This is a genomic window from Sphingobacterium sp. UBA7249 (genome assembly GCF_002472835.1).
Taxonomy (GTDB): Bacteria; Bacteroidota; Bacteroidia; order Sphingobacteriales; family Sphingobacteriaceae; genus Sphingobacterium; species Sphingobacterium prati.
Genome location: NZ_DKST01000026.1, coordinates 129928 through 145788, shown reverse-complemented (window position 1 = coordinate 145788; position 15861 = coordinate 129928). Strand labels below are relative to the sequence as shown.

The 15861-nt window shown below is 37.9% G+C and carries 17 protein-coding genes; 13 read left to right on the top strand and 4 right to left on the bottom strand.

The features are described 5' to 3' along the window. The first annotated feature begins 148 nt into the window (after window positions 1–148). From B4A24_RS18785 to B4A24_RS18775, 3 genes are all read left to right on the top strand, one after another. A complete protein-coding gene (locus B4A24_RS18785; protein ID WP_259111395.1) occupies window positions 149–1381 on the top strand; it encodes a site-specific integrase in 1233 nt (410 codons plus the stop codon). A 280-nt stretch (window positions 1382–1661) separates the two neighbouring features. Beyond that, window positions 1662–2378 carry a tyrosine-type recombinase/integrase gene (locus B4A24_RS18780; RefSeq protein ID WP_293946542.1) on the top strand — a complete coding sequence of 239 codons (717 nt, stop codon included), beginning with the start codon at window positions 1662–1664 and terminating at the stop codon, window positions 2376–2378. Further along, complete coding sequence (locus B4A24_RS18775) at window positions 2365–3393, top strand: tyrosine-type recombinase/integrase (protein WP_293946541.1); 1029 nt, start codon at window positions 2365–2367, stop codon at window positions 3391–3393. The genes B4A24_RS18780 and B4A24_RS18775 overlap by 14 nt, the downstream gene beginning before the upstream one ends. A 157-nt stretch (window positions 3394–3550) precedes the next feature. Here the strand turns inward: B4A24_RS18775 and B4A24_RS23925 are convergent, their stop codons facing one another. Beyond that, window positions 3551–3724: a winged helix-turn-helix transcriptional regulator gene (locus B4A24_RS23925; protein ID WP_414713249.1), complete on the bottom strand. Its 174-nt coding sequence runs from the start codon at window positions 3722–3724 to the stop codon at window positions 3551–3553. Window positions 3725–3882: 158 nt separating this feature from the next. On the opposite strand from B4A24_RS23925, the gene B4A24_RS18770 reads away from it, so the two are divergent. From B4A24_RS18770 to B4A24_RS18740, 7 genes are all read left to right on the top strand, one after another. Beyond that, window positions 3883–4947, top strand: a complete 1065-nt coding sequence (locus tag B4A24_RS18770) for an NADH:flavin oxidoreductase (RefSeq protein WP_293946540.1) — start codon at window positions 3883–3885, stop codon at window positions 4945–4947. 274 nt (window positions 4948–5221) lie between these two features. Then, window positions 5222–5824, top strand: a complete 603-nt coding sequence (locus B4A24_RS18765; RefSeq protein ID WP_293946539.1) for an alpha/beta hydrolase — start codon at window positions 5222–5224, stop codon at window positions 5822–5824. Between the two features lie 1235 nt (window positions 5825–7059). Beyond that, on the top strand, window positions 7060–8115 hold the full coding sequence (locus B4A24_RS18760) for an L-dopachrome tautomerase-related protein (protein WP_293946538.1): 1056 nt from the start codon (window positions 7060–7062) through the stop codon (window positions 8113–8115). Window positions 8116–8140: 25 nt separating this feature from the next. After that, on the top strand, window positions 8141–9148 hold the full coding sequence (locus B4A24_RS18755) for an alpha/beta fold hydrolase (protein ID WP_293946537.1): 1008 nt from the start codon (window positions 8141–8143) through the stop codon (window positions 9146–9148). 393 nt (window positions 9149–9541) lie between these two features. Then, window positions 9542–9856, top strand: coding sequence for a hypothetical protein (locus B4A24_RS18750; RefSeq protein WP_293946536.1), 315 nt, complete (start codon window positions 9542–9544; stop codon window positions 9854–9856). Between the two features lie 36 nt (window positions 9857–9892). After that, entirely contained in the window at window positions 9893–10213 is a 321-nt protein-coding gene (locus B4A24_RS18745) for a hypothetical protein (protein WP_293946535.1), read from the top strand. Between the two features lie 10 nt (window positions 10214–10223). After that, on the top strand, window positions 10224–10556 hold the full coding sequence (locus tag B4A24_RS18740) for a hypothetical protein (RefSeq protein ID WP_293946534.1): 333 nt from the start codon (window positions 10224–10226) through the stop codon (window positions 10554–10556). A 12-nt stretch (window positions 10557–10568) separates the two neighbouring features. On the opposite strand, the gene B4A24_RS18735 is transcribed toward B4A24_RS18740, so the two are convergent. After that, window positions 10569–11318, bottom strand: a complete 750-nt coding sequence (locus B4A24_RS18735) for a DUF72 domain-containing protein (protein WP_293946533.1) — start codon at window positions 11316–11318, stop codon at window positions 10569–10571. Window positions 11319–11753: 435 nt separating this feature from the next. On the opposite strand from B4A24_RS18735, the gene B4A24_RS18730 reads away from it, so the two are divergent. After that, window positions 11754–12854, top strand: coding sequence for a glutaminyl-peptide cyclotransferase (locus B4A24_RS18730; protein WP_293946532.1), 1101 nt, complete (start codon window positions 11754–11756; stop codon window positions 12852–12854). Here B4A24_RS18730 and B4A24_RS18725 read toward each other — a convergent pair. Together B4A24_RS18725 and B4A24_RS18720 are read right to left on the bottom strand one after the other, a co-directional pair. After that, a complete protein-coding gene (locus tag B4A24_RS18725) occupies window positions 12851–13693 on the bottom strand; it encodes a hypothetical protein (RefSeq protein ID WP_293946531.1) in 843 nt (280 codons plus the stop codon). The two genes, B4A24_RS18730 and B4A24_RS18725, sit on opposite strands and share 4 nt — an antisense overlap. A 55-nt stretch (window positions 13694–13748) precedes the next feature. Further along, the gene (locus B4A24_RS18720) at window positions 13749–14252 is read right to left on the bottom strand and encodes a hypothetical protein (RefSeq protein WP_293946530.1); all 504 of its coding nucleotides are present in this window, start codon (window positions 14250–14252) and stop codon (window positions 13749–13751) included. A gap of 513 nt (window positions 14253–14765) precedes the next feature. Here B4A24_RS18720 and B4A24_RS18715 point away from each other — a divergent pair. Together B4A24_RS18715 and B4A24_RS18710 are read left to right on the top strand one after the other, a co-directional pair. After that, window positions 14766–14999 carry a hypothetical protein gene (locus B4A24_RS18715; protein WP_293946529.1) on the top strand — a complete coding sequence of 78 codons (234 nt, stop codon included), beginning with the start codon at window positions 14766–14768 and terminating at the stop codon, window positions 14997–14999. A gap of 243 nt (window positions 15000–15242) precedes the next feature. After that, the gene (locus B4A24_RS18710) at window positions 15243–15785 is read left to right on the top strand and encodes a GNAT family N-acetyltransferase (RefSeq protein ID WP_293946528.1); all 543 of its coding nucleotides are present in this window, start codon (window positions 15243–15245) and stop codon (window positions 15783–15785) included. Window positions 15786–15861 lie beyond the last annotated feature (76 nt).

Here is a 15861-nt window from a genome sequence, read left to right as displayed (position 1 = left end):
GGTTATGACCACAATATGGTTATGGAAACTTGATGACTAAGATTTGTCCAGGGAACTCAACTTTAGCGGTTTACAAAAACACTATCCATAACCCCTTTCCATAACTTTAATGTGAAACAATGCAGTTTCAACATTAAAAGTAAAAGTTATGGAAATTCAAAAGCTTATTGAGCAAGCCAATCGGCTTTTAATAGAAGCAAGGTATTCGAGTAGCAGAATCTACACCTATAATTGGTTGTGGAAGAAAGGCATCCTCGCGTATATGTTATCACGGGGTCTGTTGGACTATGAGGAGAGCATCGGCAATGATTTCGTGCTGACGTGCCATGATGGTTTCAGTGTTACACTCCATCATCGTGACATTGTCAAGAGTGTTGATGTATTAACCCGCGTGTTGTTGAACAACAATCTCGGAGGAAGAATGCATTGTGCGGTACAATTCCCATTAAGGGGTGAAATTGGGGAGGCCGCGAATCAGTACCTCGATTTTTTGAAATCCCGGCGTATTAACGAGAAGAAAACTCTCCAGCGTTACAAAAAGTCTATTAGCAACTTCATAGAATATCTGCTTGAGAATGGAATAAACAACCTTTCCGGCATAACTGAAGAGATAATAACACAGTATGTTGAGAGCCGCGAACATCAACGGAAGGAATATATCGATAACACAAGGCGCTTTCTTTCGTTCCTTTTTCGGGAAAAGGTTCTTTCCAGGGACTTTTCACGTATGCTGAGCTCACTTGGCAATAGGTTCAAGCGCACGAAAGTTCCTTCGTTTTATTCCCAGGATGAAGTACGGAAGGTAGAGCAATCGATATCCCTTTCGAACAATGTCGGCAAACGTAATTATGCAATGGTGTTATTGTGTTCCCGGCTTGGGCTCCGTGTATCTGATGTGTCCAATTTGAGCTTCAGTAACATAGATTGGGAAAACAATAAAATAGCCCTTGTACAATATAAAACAGGAAATCCATTGACCCTGCCGCTGTTATCCGTAGTTGGCAATGCGATTATAGACTATCTACGGTATGCCCGTCCAAAGTCCATGTCCGAGAAGGTGTTCCTGAGCTGTCGGCCACCGTACAGGGAACTTGATGGTGGAGCCGTCCATTCTGCAATCCTTACTGTTTTTATGTCATCCGGAATAGATTTCGGGGACAGACACCGTGGAGGACATGCCCTAAGGTTCAGTCTGGCCCAAAGGATGCTGGATAAATCAACACCTATCCCGATCATATCGGAAACTTTGGGCCATTCGAAAGCAGATACCACCAGAACCTATATACGGATTGACCTATCACATATGCTGGAATGCGTATTGAAAGTGCCGGAACCAAAGGATTACTTTTATATGCAGAAAGGGGGATGGCTCTATGACTAACCCGTTCAACTACCAAGGACCTCTTTCTCCATATATGAAAGCCCTTATCCGCATAAAAGAATCCTGCGGGTTCAATGTGATATCCACAAAGTGGACATACAAAGAGTTTGATGAGTTCACCGTTCATTACGGTCTAAGGGAACCTGTCATTACGAAAGATCTGATAGTTGCTTGGTCAACGTCCAGGATGAATGACTGTAGCAGGACATTCTATGGAAAATGTTCCAAACTGTCACAACTTGCCAGATATATGAATGAGCAGGGAGCTAAATCATATATAATGCCCTTGCCCAAATGTGTTAATGACCGTGGCTTTACGCCCTATATCTTCACGGAAGAGCAGATGCTGGCAATATTCCATGAATCTGATAGCCTATTGCGTGAAAGTCACAGGAAGGATGACCCGATCATATCGGTGCCCTGCCTGATCAGGCTTTTGTACAGTACGGGTATAAGGATCACGGAAGCCGTTTCATTGAGGAACAAGGATGTGGATCTGGACAGGAATATCCTAAAAGTCGGAACGTGGAGCAGTACCAAAAATGGTGAAGAACGTTTGGTCCCGATATGTGACAGCCTAAAGGAAAATATCCTGAAATACCTGCATTATCGGAGCATGGTACCGGTAGAGGGCATATCTGCCCCTGACCACCCGTTCCTCATGAAATTAAACGGCACGGCACTATCATCTGCCAATGCCTACAACTGGTTCAGAAAGATATATACAAAATGTGGAATTGCATATAGGGGTGAACGCTTTGGCCCACGTGTGCATGATCTTAGGCATACCATGGCAACACACTCTCTAGCGAAGATGGTAAAGGGTGGTATGGACATATATTCCGCCCTGCCTTTGTTGTCAGCTTGCCTTGGACACAGGTCCCTTCATTCCACTGAAGGGTATGTAAAACTCACCTGCCAAGAATACCCCGAATTATTGGATCAGTGCACTACTCTCAATGACTTTATATATCCTAAAAACGATGGCAACGAATAACATAGCAAAGTATATTACAGCATTCTTGGGAGAATATCTCCCCCACGAACGGAATGTTAGTCCAAATACGATATCTGCATACCGTGATTCTTTTGTTTCCTTCTTTTCATTCCTGAGGGACGAGCAACAACTAAAGGTCGAGAAGGTGACATTGTCGGACATTAACAGAGACAATGTACTGGAATATCTGCGATGGCTGGTTGAGAAGAATGGTAATAGCATTGCAACCCGTAACAACAGATTGGCAGCGATACATTCCTTTGTGTCGTATCTTCAATATGACAGCATAGAGTATCTGGATCAATGGCAAAGAATCTTGGCAATCAGAAATCTGAAAAAAATGTATCCAACTCCGGTACACTATACAAAAGAAGGAGTAAAACTGCTACTGGCGCAACCGGATTATACAAACAACAGGGAACTGAGACACGTGGCTATACTTGCGCTGATGTATGACACGGGTTGTCGGGTACAGGAATTGGCAGACCTTACAATAGAATCATTGCAGATACAGTATACACCATTCTCTATCAAGGTGTATGGGAAAGGACGAAAAGTGAGGATAGTACCTATCTCAGAACATGTAGTTGAAATACTCATGAAATATATGGACCGGTACAATATTGATTGCGCGATAAATATGAAAAGACCTATCTTCTGGAATAGTGCCGGTAAAAAACTTACCAGAGCGGGAATCACTTATATCCTGAAAAAATATGCAGATATGGCCCGGGCACACAATCCTCACCTTATACCTGATGTAACTAGTTGTCACCAGCTAAGGCACAGCCGGGCGATGCATCTGTTGCAATCCGGCGTAAATCTTATTTGGATCAGGGACTTGCTGGGCCACACTTCCATCCAGACCACAGAGGTTTATGCCAGAGCAGATTCTAAACAAAAAAGAGAGGCAATAGAAAGGGCATCAGAATGTCTTACTCCTTCTATACCTAATGGAGAATGGGTTGATAACAGAAACTTGATAACTTGGCTGAAAGAGTTCGGTAAAAGGTGATTATTATGGAAAGTCTAAATGTAAAGTAATAACGCAATAGTTTATTTATCCTTATATCTTGCAATGGACTTTCCATAACCATATTGTGGTCATAACCTGTCTTATGGAAAGCTTTCCATAATAAAGGCGAAAGTCTAAGAAAAAAGAAGTAATATTGTCAGGTCATCAGTTGGACTGAAGAAAGCCTTGATAGAGGGGTCAGTATGTCCAGCGGAGGGGTCAACATCAACATTATATCCACAATCAACGCATCAAGTTGTCCAAATCGGGCTTTTCGATCTCGTAGCGTGTATATAATAATCGGCTTCCATCTAGTCCCCAGAATTCCCATGGAACGTTGCATCGCACACGAACAGCTCTTAAAATCAGTTCTTTTCATTGTCAAATAATTTGATAGTTACACAAAGGTAACTACTTTACACTATCAATAGTTACAAAAATATACTATTTAAAATATCTTTGTAGGGAAATTCGTAAATAATATAAGATATGAGCATACAAACACTTTTCAGTCCTTTTCAATATAAAAATCTTGTATTGAAAAATCGCTTCGTTATGGCACCCATGACGCGAGCATTTTCTGTTGACGGGATTCCTGGAAACAGCGTTACAGGTTATTATGAACGGCGTGCTGCCGGAAACGTTGGTTTGATTTTGACCGAGGGAACCGTGATCGAGAGACCAGCGTCAAAAAACTTAAAGGACATTCCTAATTTCTATGGGGAGCAAGCACTAAACGGTTGGAAAAACATTGTCGATGCTGTTCATGCAAAAGGTGGTAAAATAGCACCTCAACTATGGCATGTCGGATATACACCAATGCAATGGACTCCCCCAGCGGCTTTCGAAAGCCCTGATACAATGACTTTAGCCGATATAGAAAATACTATCCAAGCTTATGCAGCTGCAGCAAGATCTGCAAAAGAGCTAGGTTTCGATGCTTTCGAAATACATGCTGCACACGGTTATTTGATTGATCAATTCTTTTGGGAAGGAATGAACCACAGAACAGATGAATTCGGTGGTAAAACAATAAAGGAGCGCTCCAGATTTGCTATCGAAGTGGTGAGAGCAATGCGAAAAGCCGTTGGACCTGATTTTGTAATTATCATTAGGCTATCACAATGGAAACAGCAAGATTATACGGTGAGATTAGCCCCTACCCCAACAGCAATGGAAGATTGGATCTTACCATTAGTTGATGCAGGCGTGGATATTTTCCATGGAAGCCAACGTCGGTATTGGGAGGCAGAATTTGAAGGCAGTGATTTAAATTTTGCAGGGTGGCTGAAAAAGGTATCTGGTCAACCAACCATCACGGTAGGCTCAGTAGGACTTGACAAAGATTTTGGTGAAGTATTTACAAATTCAGAATTTAAATCCTCTCCAGCCTCACTGGATGAATTAGTGCGTCGCTATGAAAGAGGGGACTTCGATTTGGTTGCAGTGGGGCGGGCAATTTTGCAAGATCCAAACTGGGTTAAAAAGGTACAAGCAGAACAATTCGAAGATTTATCTATCTTCGAGGCCAAAAGCTTAACAACTTTGTCTTAACGAAGTTAATAATCTAAACGTTCTAAAAATTTAAAAATCCATAAAAGACGAGTATTCGCTTTTATGGATAAAAACAAGATATCCGCTAGTGTTTGGATATCTTGTTTTTTGTAAGAAATCACATGATATACTTTAGCCTAAAATTTTTCTGGTTTTGGATATCGGTGCATTATTAATAATTTGCAGGCAAAATGTATTTAAACCTATCATCATGTCCGATGCCCATATTTATATACTTAGTGGATTAGGAGTCGACCGAAGGGTATTTAAAAAAATGAATTTTAAGGGCCTAAATGTGACATACCTTGATTGGATCGCCCCGTTTCCAACAGAATCAATTTCATGCTATGCGTTGCGATTATCCGCTAAAATTACCACCGAACGTCCAATTCTTATTGGATTATCTTTTGGAGGAATGATTGCCATGGAAATAGCTAAAATAATTGACATAAAACAAATTATTTTACTTTCGTCCGCAAAAGGTAATAATGAACTCCCTAAACTTTACAAGCTTATAAGTGTGCTCAATATACACAAGTTTATCCCGAGTTCGGTTCTAAAGTCACATCATATTTTATCCTATTATTTCTTTGGTATCACCCTAAAAGAACATAAAATGATGCTCAAGCAAATATTGCAAGACACGGATTCTAAATTTCTGGCTTGGGCGATTCAACAAATTTTAAATTGGAAAAACAGAACTATCCCCAATAATATAATCCATATACACGGCAGTAGAGATCGCATTATCCCAATAACAAATGTAGCTCCTACGTTTATTATTCAAGGAGCTGGTCATTTCATGACTGTCACTCATGCAAAAGAAATTGAAACGATCATAATTAGGATAATAAATGAGAATCAATGCCATCCGTAGTTATATTAGCTCGATATCCATCAATTATCCTAATGAAATTGGTGAATGTACCATCAGGAAATTTTACCAAGGCCCTAAGCTCGAATTACAGTTTCCAAAGAGAAATAACGAAAATTTACCGCTGGGCAATCACTTCCGCACAGCCCCGCTTGTCTCGAACACAGACAAGCACTATTTCGCAACACCAGACAATCCGCAACCGTTTTAATGGAATCCTTTCGTTCATACAGGTATATGCATCGACTATCCATTAGATCTCCCCCCCTTACTATGTTCCTTTCGGTCGGCCAAGAGTGCTTATCTTGATTCATTCCTGACGCTTCACAACCGAAAATAGTTATATTCGTCGTTCCAGTATCTACGTAAAAGTTCGAAAAGAAGTTTTTGGCACTGCATTAAAGTAAACCAGCCATCGATACGTAGGCATATACCCCACAATGGATTGTGTCAACGATCGAAATAAATAATTCCGGTCCGAAAGTATTCACGTCCTTTGTGAAATAGTTATCGCCATTCAATCAACAGTTTACCAACACCGCAAATACAGTCAATGTAGACTATATGATCCTTCCTCTACTGGCAATAAAAACACATCCTCTTTGCACCAGATTCCTCTAGCATTTTATAAAACTCCTTCTTCGATTAAAGTGCCTCTATAGCTCGACAAAGTAGTAACGAATTGATAGGAAGCAACACCAACCCAGTCCTTGTATATATACTATTCAACAGCGCTAAAATCATTTTTCATATCATTTAAGCATGTCAACCTTTTAAAACCACCGAATCTGTTGACATACTTTAGATCAACTCATATAGGCTTACATGAAAATGGCGATGAACCCGATGGAGAAAAAATTTAAATCCAGATTCGGCGTCAAATTTCCTAAATAATAGAAAGAAAAATGCCTCGCTATTTTCGATAGCGGGCGCGTTAAAAAACAATAGCTTATTGCGTCGTTTGTACTGATTTGAATTTTTACTGCGTTATCTCCCATTATCAAAGAAATCGAGTATTTCTTTTAATAAAACTGCTCTTAACTTACAAAATAGCTAACAGAGCCTTCATAAAATAGATCTGTTAAAACAATAATACAGAAAACAAAGTTATAAAAGAAGGATTCGTTTTAGAAACCGATTATCACTATGCGACACAATTACCAGATTATAGATAAATACAAGATATGTTCAAAAGACTTATATTTTTTATTCTATTTGTTCACCTTTTTAGCTTCAAAATGCAAGCACAAAACAAACTCGCTATCGATCCAAAACTGGAAGTTGCAGCATCTTTTGGACCTTATCGTCCCATAGGAGTCAGCGCAACTTCAACAAACCGACTATTCGTATCATTTCCTAAACAGAACAAAGACTATCAATATGCACTCACAGAAATCATTGATGGCAAGCGCATACCTTACCCGAACGAAACATGGAACAAACAAGGGGATGAAGATTCCCATTTTGTAAATGTTCAGGATATATTTGTAGACGCAGCCGATTACTTATGGGTATTAGACTCCAAACCATCAACGTCTGGGGCTATTTTCGGTCCAGGTGGTACGGCTCCTACCGGCCAATTCAAACTTCTAAAAATCGACACAAAAAACAATCAGATCGTGCGTATCTACACATTTGATGACCTGGACAAAACGAAATCAGGTTTGAACGATGTCCGCATTGATGTACAAAAAAATCTTGCCTATCTTTCAGACCCTGGACAAGCAGCAATCATTGTCCTTGACCTTCAAACGGGAAATAGCCGAAAAGCATTGGAAAAAACCTCCTTCACATTAGCAGATCCCCAAGTTGTTATTTCCTATTCGGGTATAGACATGCGCAATAAGGATGGGAACCCATTCCTCTCCCACGTGAACGGGATAGCGTTAAGTCACGATTTTAATTACTTCTACTTTAAACCGATCAATAAAAATCACCTATACCGTGTCGCGACAAAGTATCTTGCGGATATGACACTCTCCCAACAAGAGCTACAGAGCAAAGTAGAAGATATGGGAAATGTAGGCGTTACACACGGCCTGCTTGCAGATCGAAGCGGCAATATTTATCTTACCACCTCAATGGATTACAGTATCAAATACTTGAGCCCAGATGGACAAGTTCATCTATTGACGCAGGATCCGAGATTGTTGTGGCCAGATTCTTTGGGTATAGACGGTAACGGTTATCTTTACTTTTCATGCGCACAATTAGCTAGAGATCCACAATGGAACAAGGGCATAGACCGGGTCGAACTACCCTATCGTGTTTATAAAATAAAGTTGCCGAAATGATTATTCGAATATTAAATATGCAAACATGAAATTATTGATCAAACAACTCTCCTTTTTTCTACTCATCCTTGTTCATTCGCTGTCCAAAGCGCAAACGGATCGTCCTGTACTGGATATTATGCTTAACAACTATCAGTATCCTTATGATGTTAATTATTTCAACCTGAAGAGTCAGGGAGAAGAGATAAAAATGGCCTATATGGATGTCACCCCGCAAAATCCAAATGGTCATACGGTGTTGCTGCTTCATGGCAAAAATTTCAACGGAGCGTACTGGAAAACAACTATCCAAGCCTTAAATACAGCTGGATATCGAGTTGTCGTACCTGATCAGATTGGATTTGGCAAATCCTCGAAGCCTGTAGATTATCAGTTTAGTTTTCAGCAACTCGCCGAAAACACAAAATCACTTCTAGACAAATTAGGTATTGATAAAGTGAGGTTACTAGGGCACTCTATGGGGGGAATGCTTGCCTCTCGATTTGCGTTAATGTATCCTGAAACAGTTGAAAAACTTATTTTAGAAAATCCAATTGGACTCGAAGACTGGAAACTTGTTGCTCCCTACGCTTCCATTAACCAAAATTTTCAAATGGAATTAAAAGCAGATTATACAACGACAAAAGAATATCAAAGTAGATTTTACTATGACAACAAATGGAAACCAGATTATGATGAATGGGTATACCTTCTTACCGGTTGGACAAAGGCTAAAGATTATCACAAAATTGCACTGGTCAACGCCAAAACGTCCGATATGATTTTCACCCAACCTGTTGTTTACGAATTCCAATATATCAAAACACCTACCTTACTCATCATTGGTACAAGGGATCGAACTGCTATTGGTAAAGCTAATGTAAAAGATCCAAATGTCGCTGCAAAAATGGGACTGTATCAGCATTTGGGAAAGGAAACACAGCAAAAGATAAAAGGATCAAAACTCGTTGAACTCGACAACGTCGGACATTTACCTCATATTGAAGCTTTCGATCGATTTATACGACCCCTTGTTTCCTTTTTGAAAGACTGATTTTAGTCGTTTGCTTCATTTTATTGCATCTACTAAAGACCTCCTTTGGTGTTATTGCCGAATAACTAGGATATCCCTATTAAGATTTTTCTTATAGACAAATCTTATCAAATAGCATGCTCTCCCTGCGAAACATCAACAGACTAACCGAAGAACTTTTGCGAGATGACCTTAGCTCGATTTCAGTATATTTTACTTTGTTTATTCGTTACATCAAATTAAAACCTTTCACCCAAATAGATAACTAAAAACATATTCATATATAGGCAAATTCCCTTTAAAAAAAACGACAATAGCCCCTGCAACCATCGATACACCTCACAAAAAAAATATAAAATTTTTAAAAACTAACATTTTTAGTATATTTGACTATCAATTTTAGACAACATCTTTATGGAACAGGCAAAAGGACACGACAATAAGGAATTGCATGTTGGCGATATTGTTCGCTTCCACACCCCTTATCCCGATGAGGATCCTGATACAATCTTTATTGTGCTTTGGTCATACTACGATCCCGAAGGGAAATCATCCAGAGCCGAGGTAGTAAAATTTGATTCAGCCCTTAAACATTACCCAGTAATTCAAAAATGGTTTATTCGGGATCTGGAAAGAGTCCCTGAAGTCAGCCCCGAATTACTGCAACAAATTGCATTATTTATGAAAAGTAAATTGGGGAATGCAATTATAAGCAAGCTGATAGTTTAAATAGGATTAAACAAAAAATGAGTTATAAGTAGTACAATGGAAAATAAATTCAAAGCAAACCGAGAATTCATAGCACGATCAACATGGTCCGATTGGCGGGAACAACTTAAAGACAGTGAAATAAATGGTTTACTTCAACGACTTGAAACGATGGAGCGGGAGGTCCTTGTTGACTGGTTACAATGGTACAACCCAAAGGGAAATTATACGGATCGAAAATGCATGGAGAATGGTATAAAACCACTTTGCAAATCAAAGGCTATCGAATATACCTATAAAGAGATATTGCGAAATCATGCAAAAAAGCAATATAACAGTTTTTCGAATGGTCCACTACAACTTATGTTTAACAACTAATGCTGAGGTTATGGAATCTTTCATCAAACAGATTATCGGCTATCAATTGCCAAAAATTGCAGCAATGGAGTCACAGCGAAAGGATTGGCGTTATCGGCTATTAGATTTAAAAGATAAAACACTTTTCGACACGCTTTCACTCATGAAACGACAGGAATTGCTCCAGTGGCTTCAATGGAATGATTGCAATGGAGTTTATGCTGATTATGACTGTGTTCGAATAGGCATTCCTTTATTCACAAAAGAACAGGCTTTAACCACAGTCTATCATCATATTATGCGTGACCACGAAAGTTGGGATGGTTATATGGATAAAGAATATATTCGTGGAAGTATATTTTAAACAATTAGCATATCATAAGATTTTAATATATTCTTCTAAAATTCTGAGGTTGGCGATAGCAGCTCCAATCGTATTGTTAAAATAAACATACACTTCTTTTCCTTCAGCTAACCATTCCTTGATATAACCACTATATTCATGCAATACGGCATCCTCATAACTTCCCTTATAATCACCCTCTGGCCCGTGAAAACGAACATAGACTATATCATTACCAGCATATTGTACATTTATTCCGCCGCTATCTTTATCATGTAACACCAAATTCATACCATAAGAGCTTAATAGTGTCGTTGTTTCCTGACAATACCAGGACTGATGACGAAACTCAACACATACATGCCAGCCTAATCTTCGCTTATCCTTTACAATACACCGTAAAAGCTTATCTAAATTGATCAGCGAGGAAAATGTGGTTGATGGAGGTAATTGTATCAACAAACACCCCTTCTTCTTATCCACAGCGTTAATGATATCCAAAAATTTAACAACATCGTTAGGTTCAAAAATTAAATCCTTTTGATGAGTAATTCCTTTCCAAAGCTTAAAAGTAAAACGAAAGTTATTGCTCGTTTCCTGAGCCCATCGGCCGACAGTTTCCCTACGTGGCATCTTGTAAAACGTGCTGTTTACCTCCAAAGAATTGAATAATAGGCTATATACTGCAAGCCTGCTCTTATCCTTTAAATCATTGGGATAATAGCTTTTGTTCTTGTAGGGCAATAGTATGCCACTTGTGCCTGAAAAATATAAAACTTCCATAATGCTATAACAATTGAAATAGGACAAATAGTTAAACTATGCTACAGTATTTCATTCTCATATAACTCATAGATATGTTGAAACACTTCACGGAGTTTCTCAATGAACAGACCTCATCATAATAATGTTTGGCTGCTGAAAGTAGAGTATTAAATAAACAAACAAACACCTCATAATCAATATATTATAACCATAAATTTATACTATGAGAATTAATTATTCGCTAAAGTTCCAAAACAACTTTGATCAGGAGGTTATTTATTTCAGTGAAGATGTGATATATAGCTGACATATTCAACAACCTTATAGAAAATGCTGAATTAAATCAAACAAATCCCAAAAATATTGTTTTTAGAATGTCAAGGTTTCTTTTGAAATTATATTTATCTTACCTCAGGTATTAAACAAATCTCACCATTCTAACGCTTTATAAAAATGAAAACGACTTCCTCACTATTTTTCCTAACGGTGGCATCTCTTTTAATAGGATGTAGAGAAAGTAGTAAAAAAAATAAACCTCTTTTTCCAGACAGCTTGCAAAGCAACGATCCTAATTTTAGCTTCGAAGGGATCAAACAAAAGTACACAGCAAATGAAGAATTATCGTTTAAAATTACAACTTTACCCAGTCTAAAAATTGATTCTATCTCCTATTACTTGAATGGCAAACCAATTATTAAAGTCTTAGAAAACAAAACGATAACATATCCATTATCGCAAGAAAAATTTGGCAAACAAATTATTAAAGCTGTAGTATTTAGCGACGGAAAATCTGAAGAAAACACAGTAAACATAGATCTTTTACCTGCAATCCCACCAAGAATTTTAACGTATCGAGTTGTAAACACCTACCCACATGACATCAAGGCATTTACACAGGGCCTAGAGTTTTTCGGAGATAATCTGATGGAAAGTACAGGAAATGGTGTTGGGGTCAGTGGAAGTAAAGGTAAATCAAGTATCCGAATTATAGATCCTAAAACAGGGCAACCAATTAAAAAGGTGGAATTAGCCGATTCAATATTTGGTGAAGGTGCAACCATACTAAATCGAAAATTATATCAATTAACTTACAAAAACAACCTTGCCTATGTCTATGATATTGCAACACTAAAAATAATTAAAACATTGCCATACTTTCAAAATATGGAAGGATGGGGACTAACCTCAGATGGTAAAAATTTGTACATGTCTGACGGTTCAGAAAACATCTATATACTCAATCCCAATGATTTTTCTAAAGTTGATTACCTCTCTATTGCCACAAATGAGAAAATCGTCAATCAGATCAACGAAATGGAATGGGTAAAGGGGAAAATTTATGCTAATTTCTTTATGGAAGATGTGATGGGTATTATCGATCCAAAAACAGGGGTCATAGAAGGATTAGTTGACCTTTCTAAGCTACGAGAAAATGTGACACAACATATCGATCTAGATGTATTAAATGGAATTGCCTACAATAAAAATTCGGACACCTTTTTTGTAACTGGAAAAAATTGGGACAAAATATTTGAAATACAACTATTCGATTAAGGCATTTCTTCCAGCTTGTTAAAACCTGTTGTTATCATCTGTAGCAATTGTGGTGTAAACAATTTTGGCGAAAGTGGTATTTTCCGAGTTTCCCCATTCAGTCTCCATTGCGCATGTTTCTCCAACAAAAATTGCAATCGCTGCATTGTCGTTAATCCAGGCAATGTATAATATATACTACGTTCACCTTCCTTCCCTTCCCGTTGCGTGTATCGCCCTATAGTTACTTTGAATCTATTTCGCTTTTCAAAGCCACGGATAAACGAACTATCCCGATCAGCTATACCCCACATTGGATCACGAGGGCAGCACACAGAACCATAGCTTTCCTTCCTGTATACGGTTAGCATATTGTCAGGTATCCTAGGTTTGTCAAAATCAAGTATCGGATTCTCGCCTCCCCCCAACCGAGTACTATCAACATTTACATGATCTCCTTCCCGTTTTATATAGTAGTAAAAATTAGTCGTTTCCGGTTCTATGCACATTCCTTTTTTCGAAGCCATTTTACTAACTTCACTGTAAAACTTCCAATCAGGGACAATAAGGATAAATCGCTGCAATTCAGGGTAAAATTCCAATGATTCCTTAAAAAGTTGTACTGGAATTTTTGCGCTCAAATAAAATACATATGTTGAATCTGAATTAAACCGTAAAGGTACATCCACCAGGTAATTCCCCTTTAATAAAGCTACTTGACGATCCTCGATCATTATCACTTGTGAATACCTTTGAGCCAACCACTCCGACCGTACAGTTTTCTGTTGACCGGGAGCATTGACGATTTGCTTTATGGCTTTACTTTTACAGCATACAACAAGTAAGAGTAAAACCATCATTAAATAAAATCTGTTATTGATTAAACATGCTCTCATTTGTTAGAAATTAATTGTACTACTGCACTGCCGTAACCTTAATACCCACCTTATTTAAAAATTTCACCTGTTTCTCTAAGCACGTATCCGCCAACGCTGTGATTTTATTCTTTTCATCCGTGATATCCCTTAATAAAACATGTCTTGCCCCTGTTTTCTGTTCATCTACATATCGAATCAACAAAGTTCCGTAACCATCCACTATTCTTGTCATATAAGCAACTGTTGTTGAATGAAAGCTCTTTGCTGCTTCGCTAGGCTTTAATTCGTTAATTTCACTCTTTATACCTTTGACATAGCTGCTCAAAGCCTGTGCCTCTTTTAGTTTCATTTCGTACGATAATTCATCCGCTTTCCCTACGTCATAGCCACCTTCCAACAGTTTGTTATAACTCTCATCTAACTTCTCTTTACATCCATAAAAAAGATCTGTTATTTTTTCGTTATATCCGAATTCCAAATTATCGCCACAGGATGTCCATACGGATGTACTAATGATTATGATTAAAATTATAATTCTCATTTGTTGATTTTTCACCAAATAACGTATTTTTAATAATGTTTATTTAAGGCAATTAATATTCGTTGCCGACCTTTTAAGATTCGTGTCAATTTTTGTGCTCTTTCCTTTCAAATCAAATAAACTCAGTTTTCTTGTGTGCTCCACTTCCATTAAAAGGTATGTGTTTTTATTCGGGAAGACCAACTTCTTTTGTTGGAATTTTTCTACCAACAAAATTTGTGCAATAAATTCTCTCTTTAAAACACATAAAATTATTACTTATTGAAACAGCAAGAATAAACAGTAAAATTGTCTTATTTTTTTACCGTAAAGTTATTTGAGATAATTTCCCCCTAAACAATAGATAATCTTAAATTAGTAAATCTATGGGCATAAGTTAAGTGCAAACAGCTTGTTTCTTACGAAAGAATTACGGAACTTAGAAAAAGAATACAGATCAAATAGGAGGCTGTTGTTTTCACGGAATTAAGAAAATATAGAACGAATCAAATTGAGAAGGATTAATAAAATAATATGAAACGATCAGCTTTATTGATCATGCTTATCGGAATGTCGAGCATGGTTTTCGGACAGGAAATTAGTCGTTCAACGACCCAGACAATTACACAATCCGGAATTGGGCTTGGCTCTGTTATCGCGGTGGTAACCTCGTGGGACCGCAACAAATCTATTCTTTGGGCGCTTATCCATGGTATATTGGGCTGGTTGTATGTTATTTATTTTGCGTTTACAAGAAGCAATAATTAATATTTTACCCCTCATTTTCGTAACAGCACTAACGGTGCTACACAATGCTGTGGAAGCCTAAAAAAAATCCAGTCAGACAAAACGAGAGACCACGAGCATGATACAAAATTGTGTCCGGGTCAATTTGGAGACATTAAATATTTTTTTCATCGATATCAATGCTTTAATCAATAGCATAATGAAGCGGTAGTGCTATTTCTCAATAAAAAACAGTTATTTCACGCTAAATAAAAACTATAAAATATGCATATTTCTGAAAAGAGGAATATCCACATCGAAGAATTAAAAGAAATAAATCATCCTCTAATTTCCGATTTTATAGAGTTAACACAGGATATTGTCCAGGGCGGAGCCTCAGTCGGTTTTATGCAAGGTATAAGTAAAGAAGAAGCTCGTGAGTTTTGGAACAATGTCTTTACAAAGGTAGAACAAGGAAAAATAGTACTACTTGTTGCAAAAGAGGTCTTATCGGGCAAAATCATTGCTACTGTACAATTACAAATAGACCTTCCCCAAAATCAGCCTCACCGGGCTGATGTTGCAAAAATGTTGGTACATTCCTCATTTCGGCGCCTTGGCATAGCGGAAAACCTGTTACAACATCTTGAACTAATCGCCCGCAAGATAAAAAAATCGCTGTTGGTATTGGATACCGTAACAAATAGCCCTGCTCACGCCTTATATCTTAAATGTGGGTGGAATGTCGTAGGAAATATTCCAAATTATGCACTTTTTCCCGACGGTAGCCCCTGCAGTACAACCTATTTTTATAAACACCTTGAATAGCGTTCCTGTTCAAAAAAAATCTCCAATAAGCGTTAACTTTTTGGAGATTCTGTAGACAAAAACAACGAATGCTATC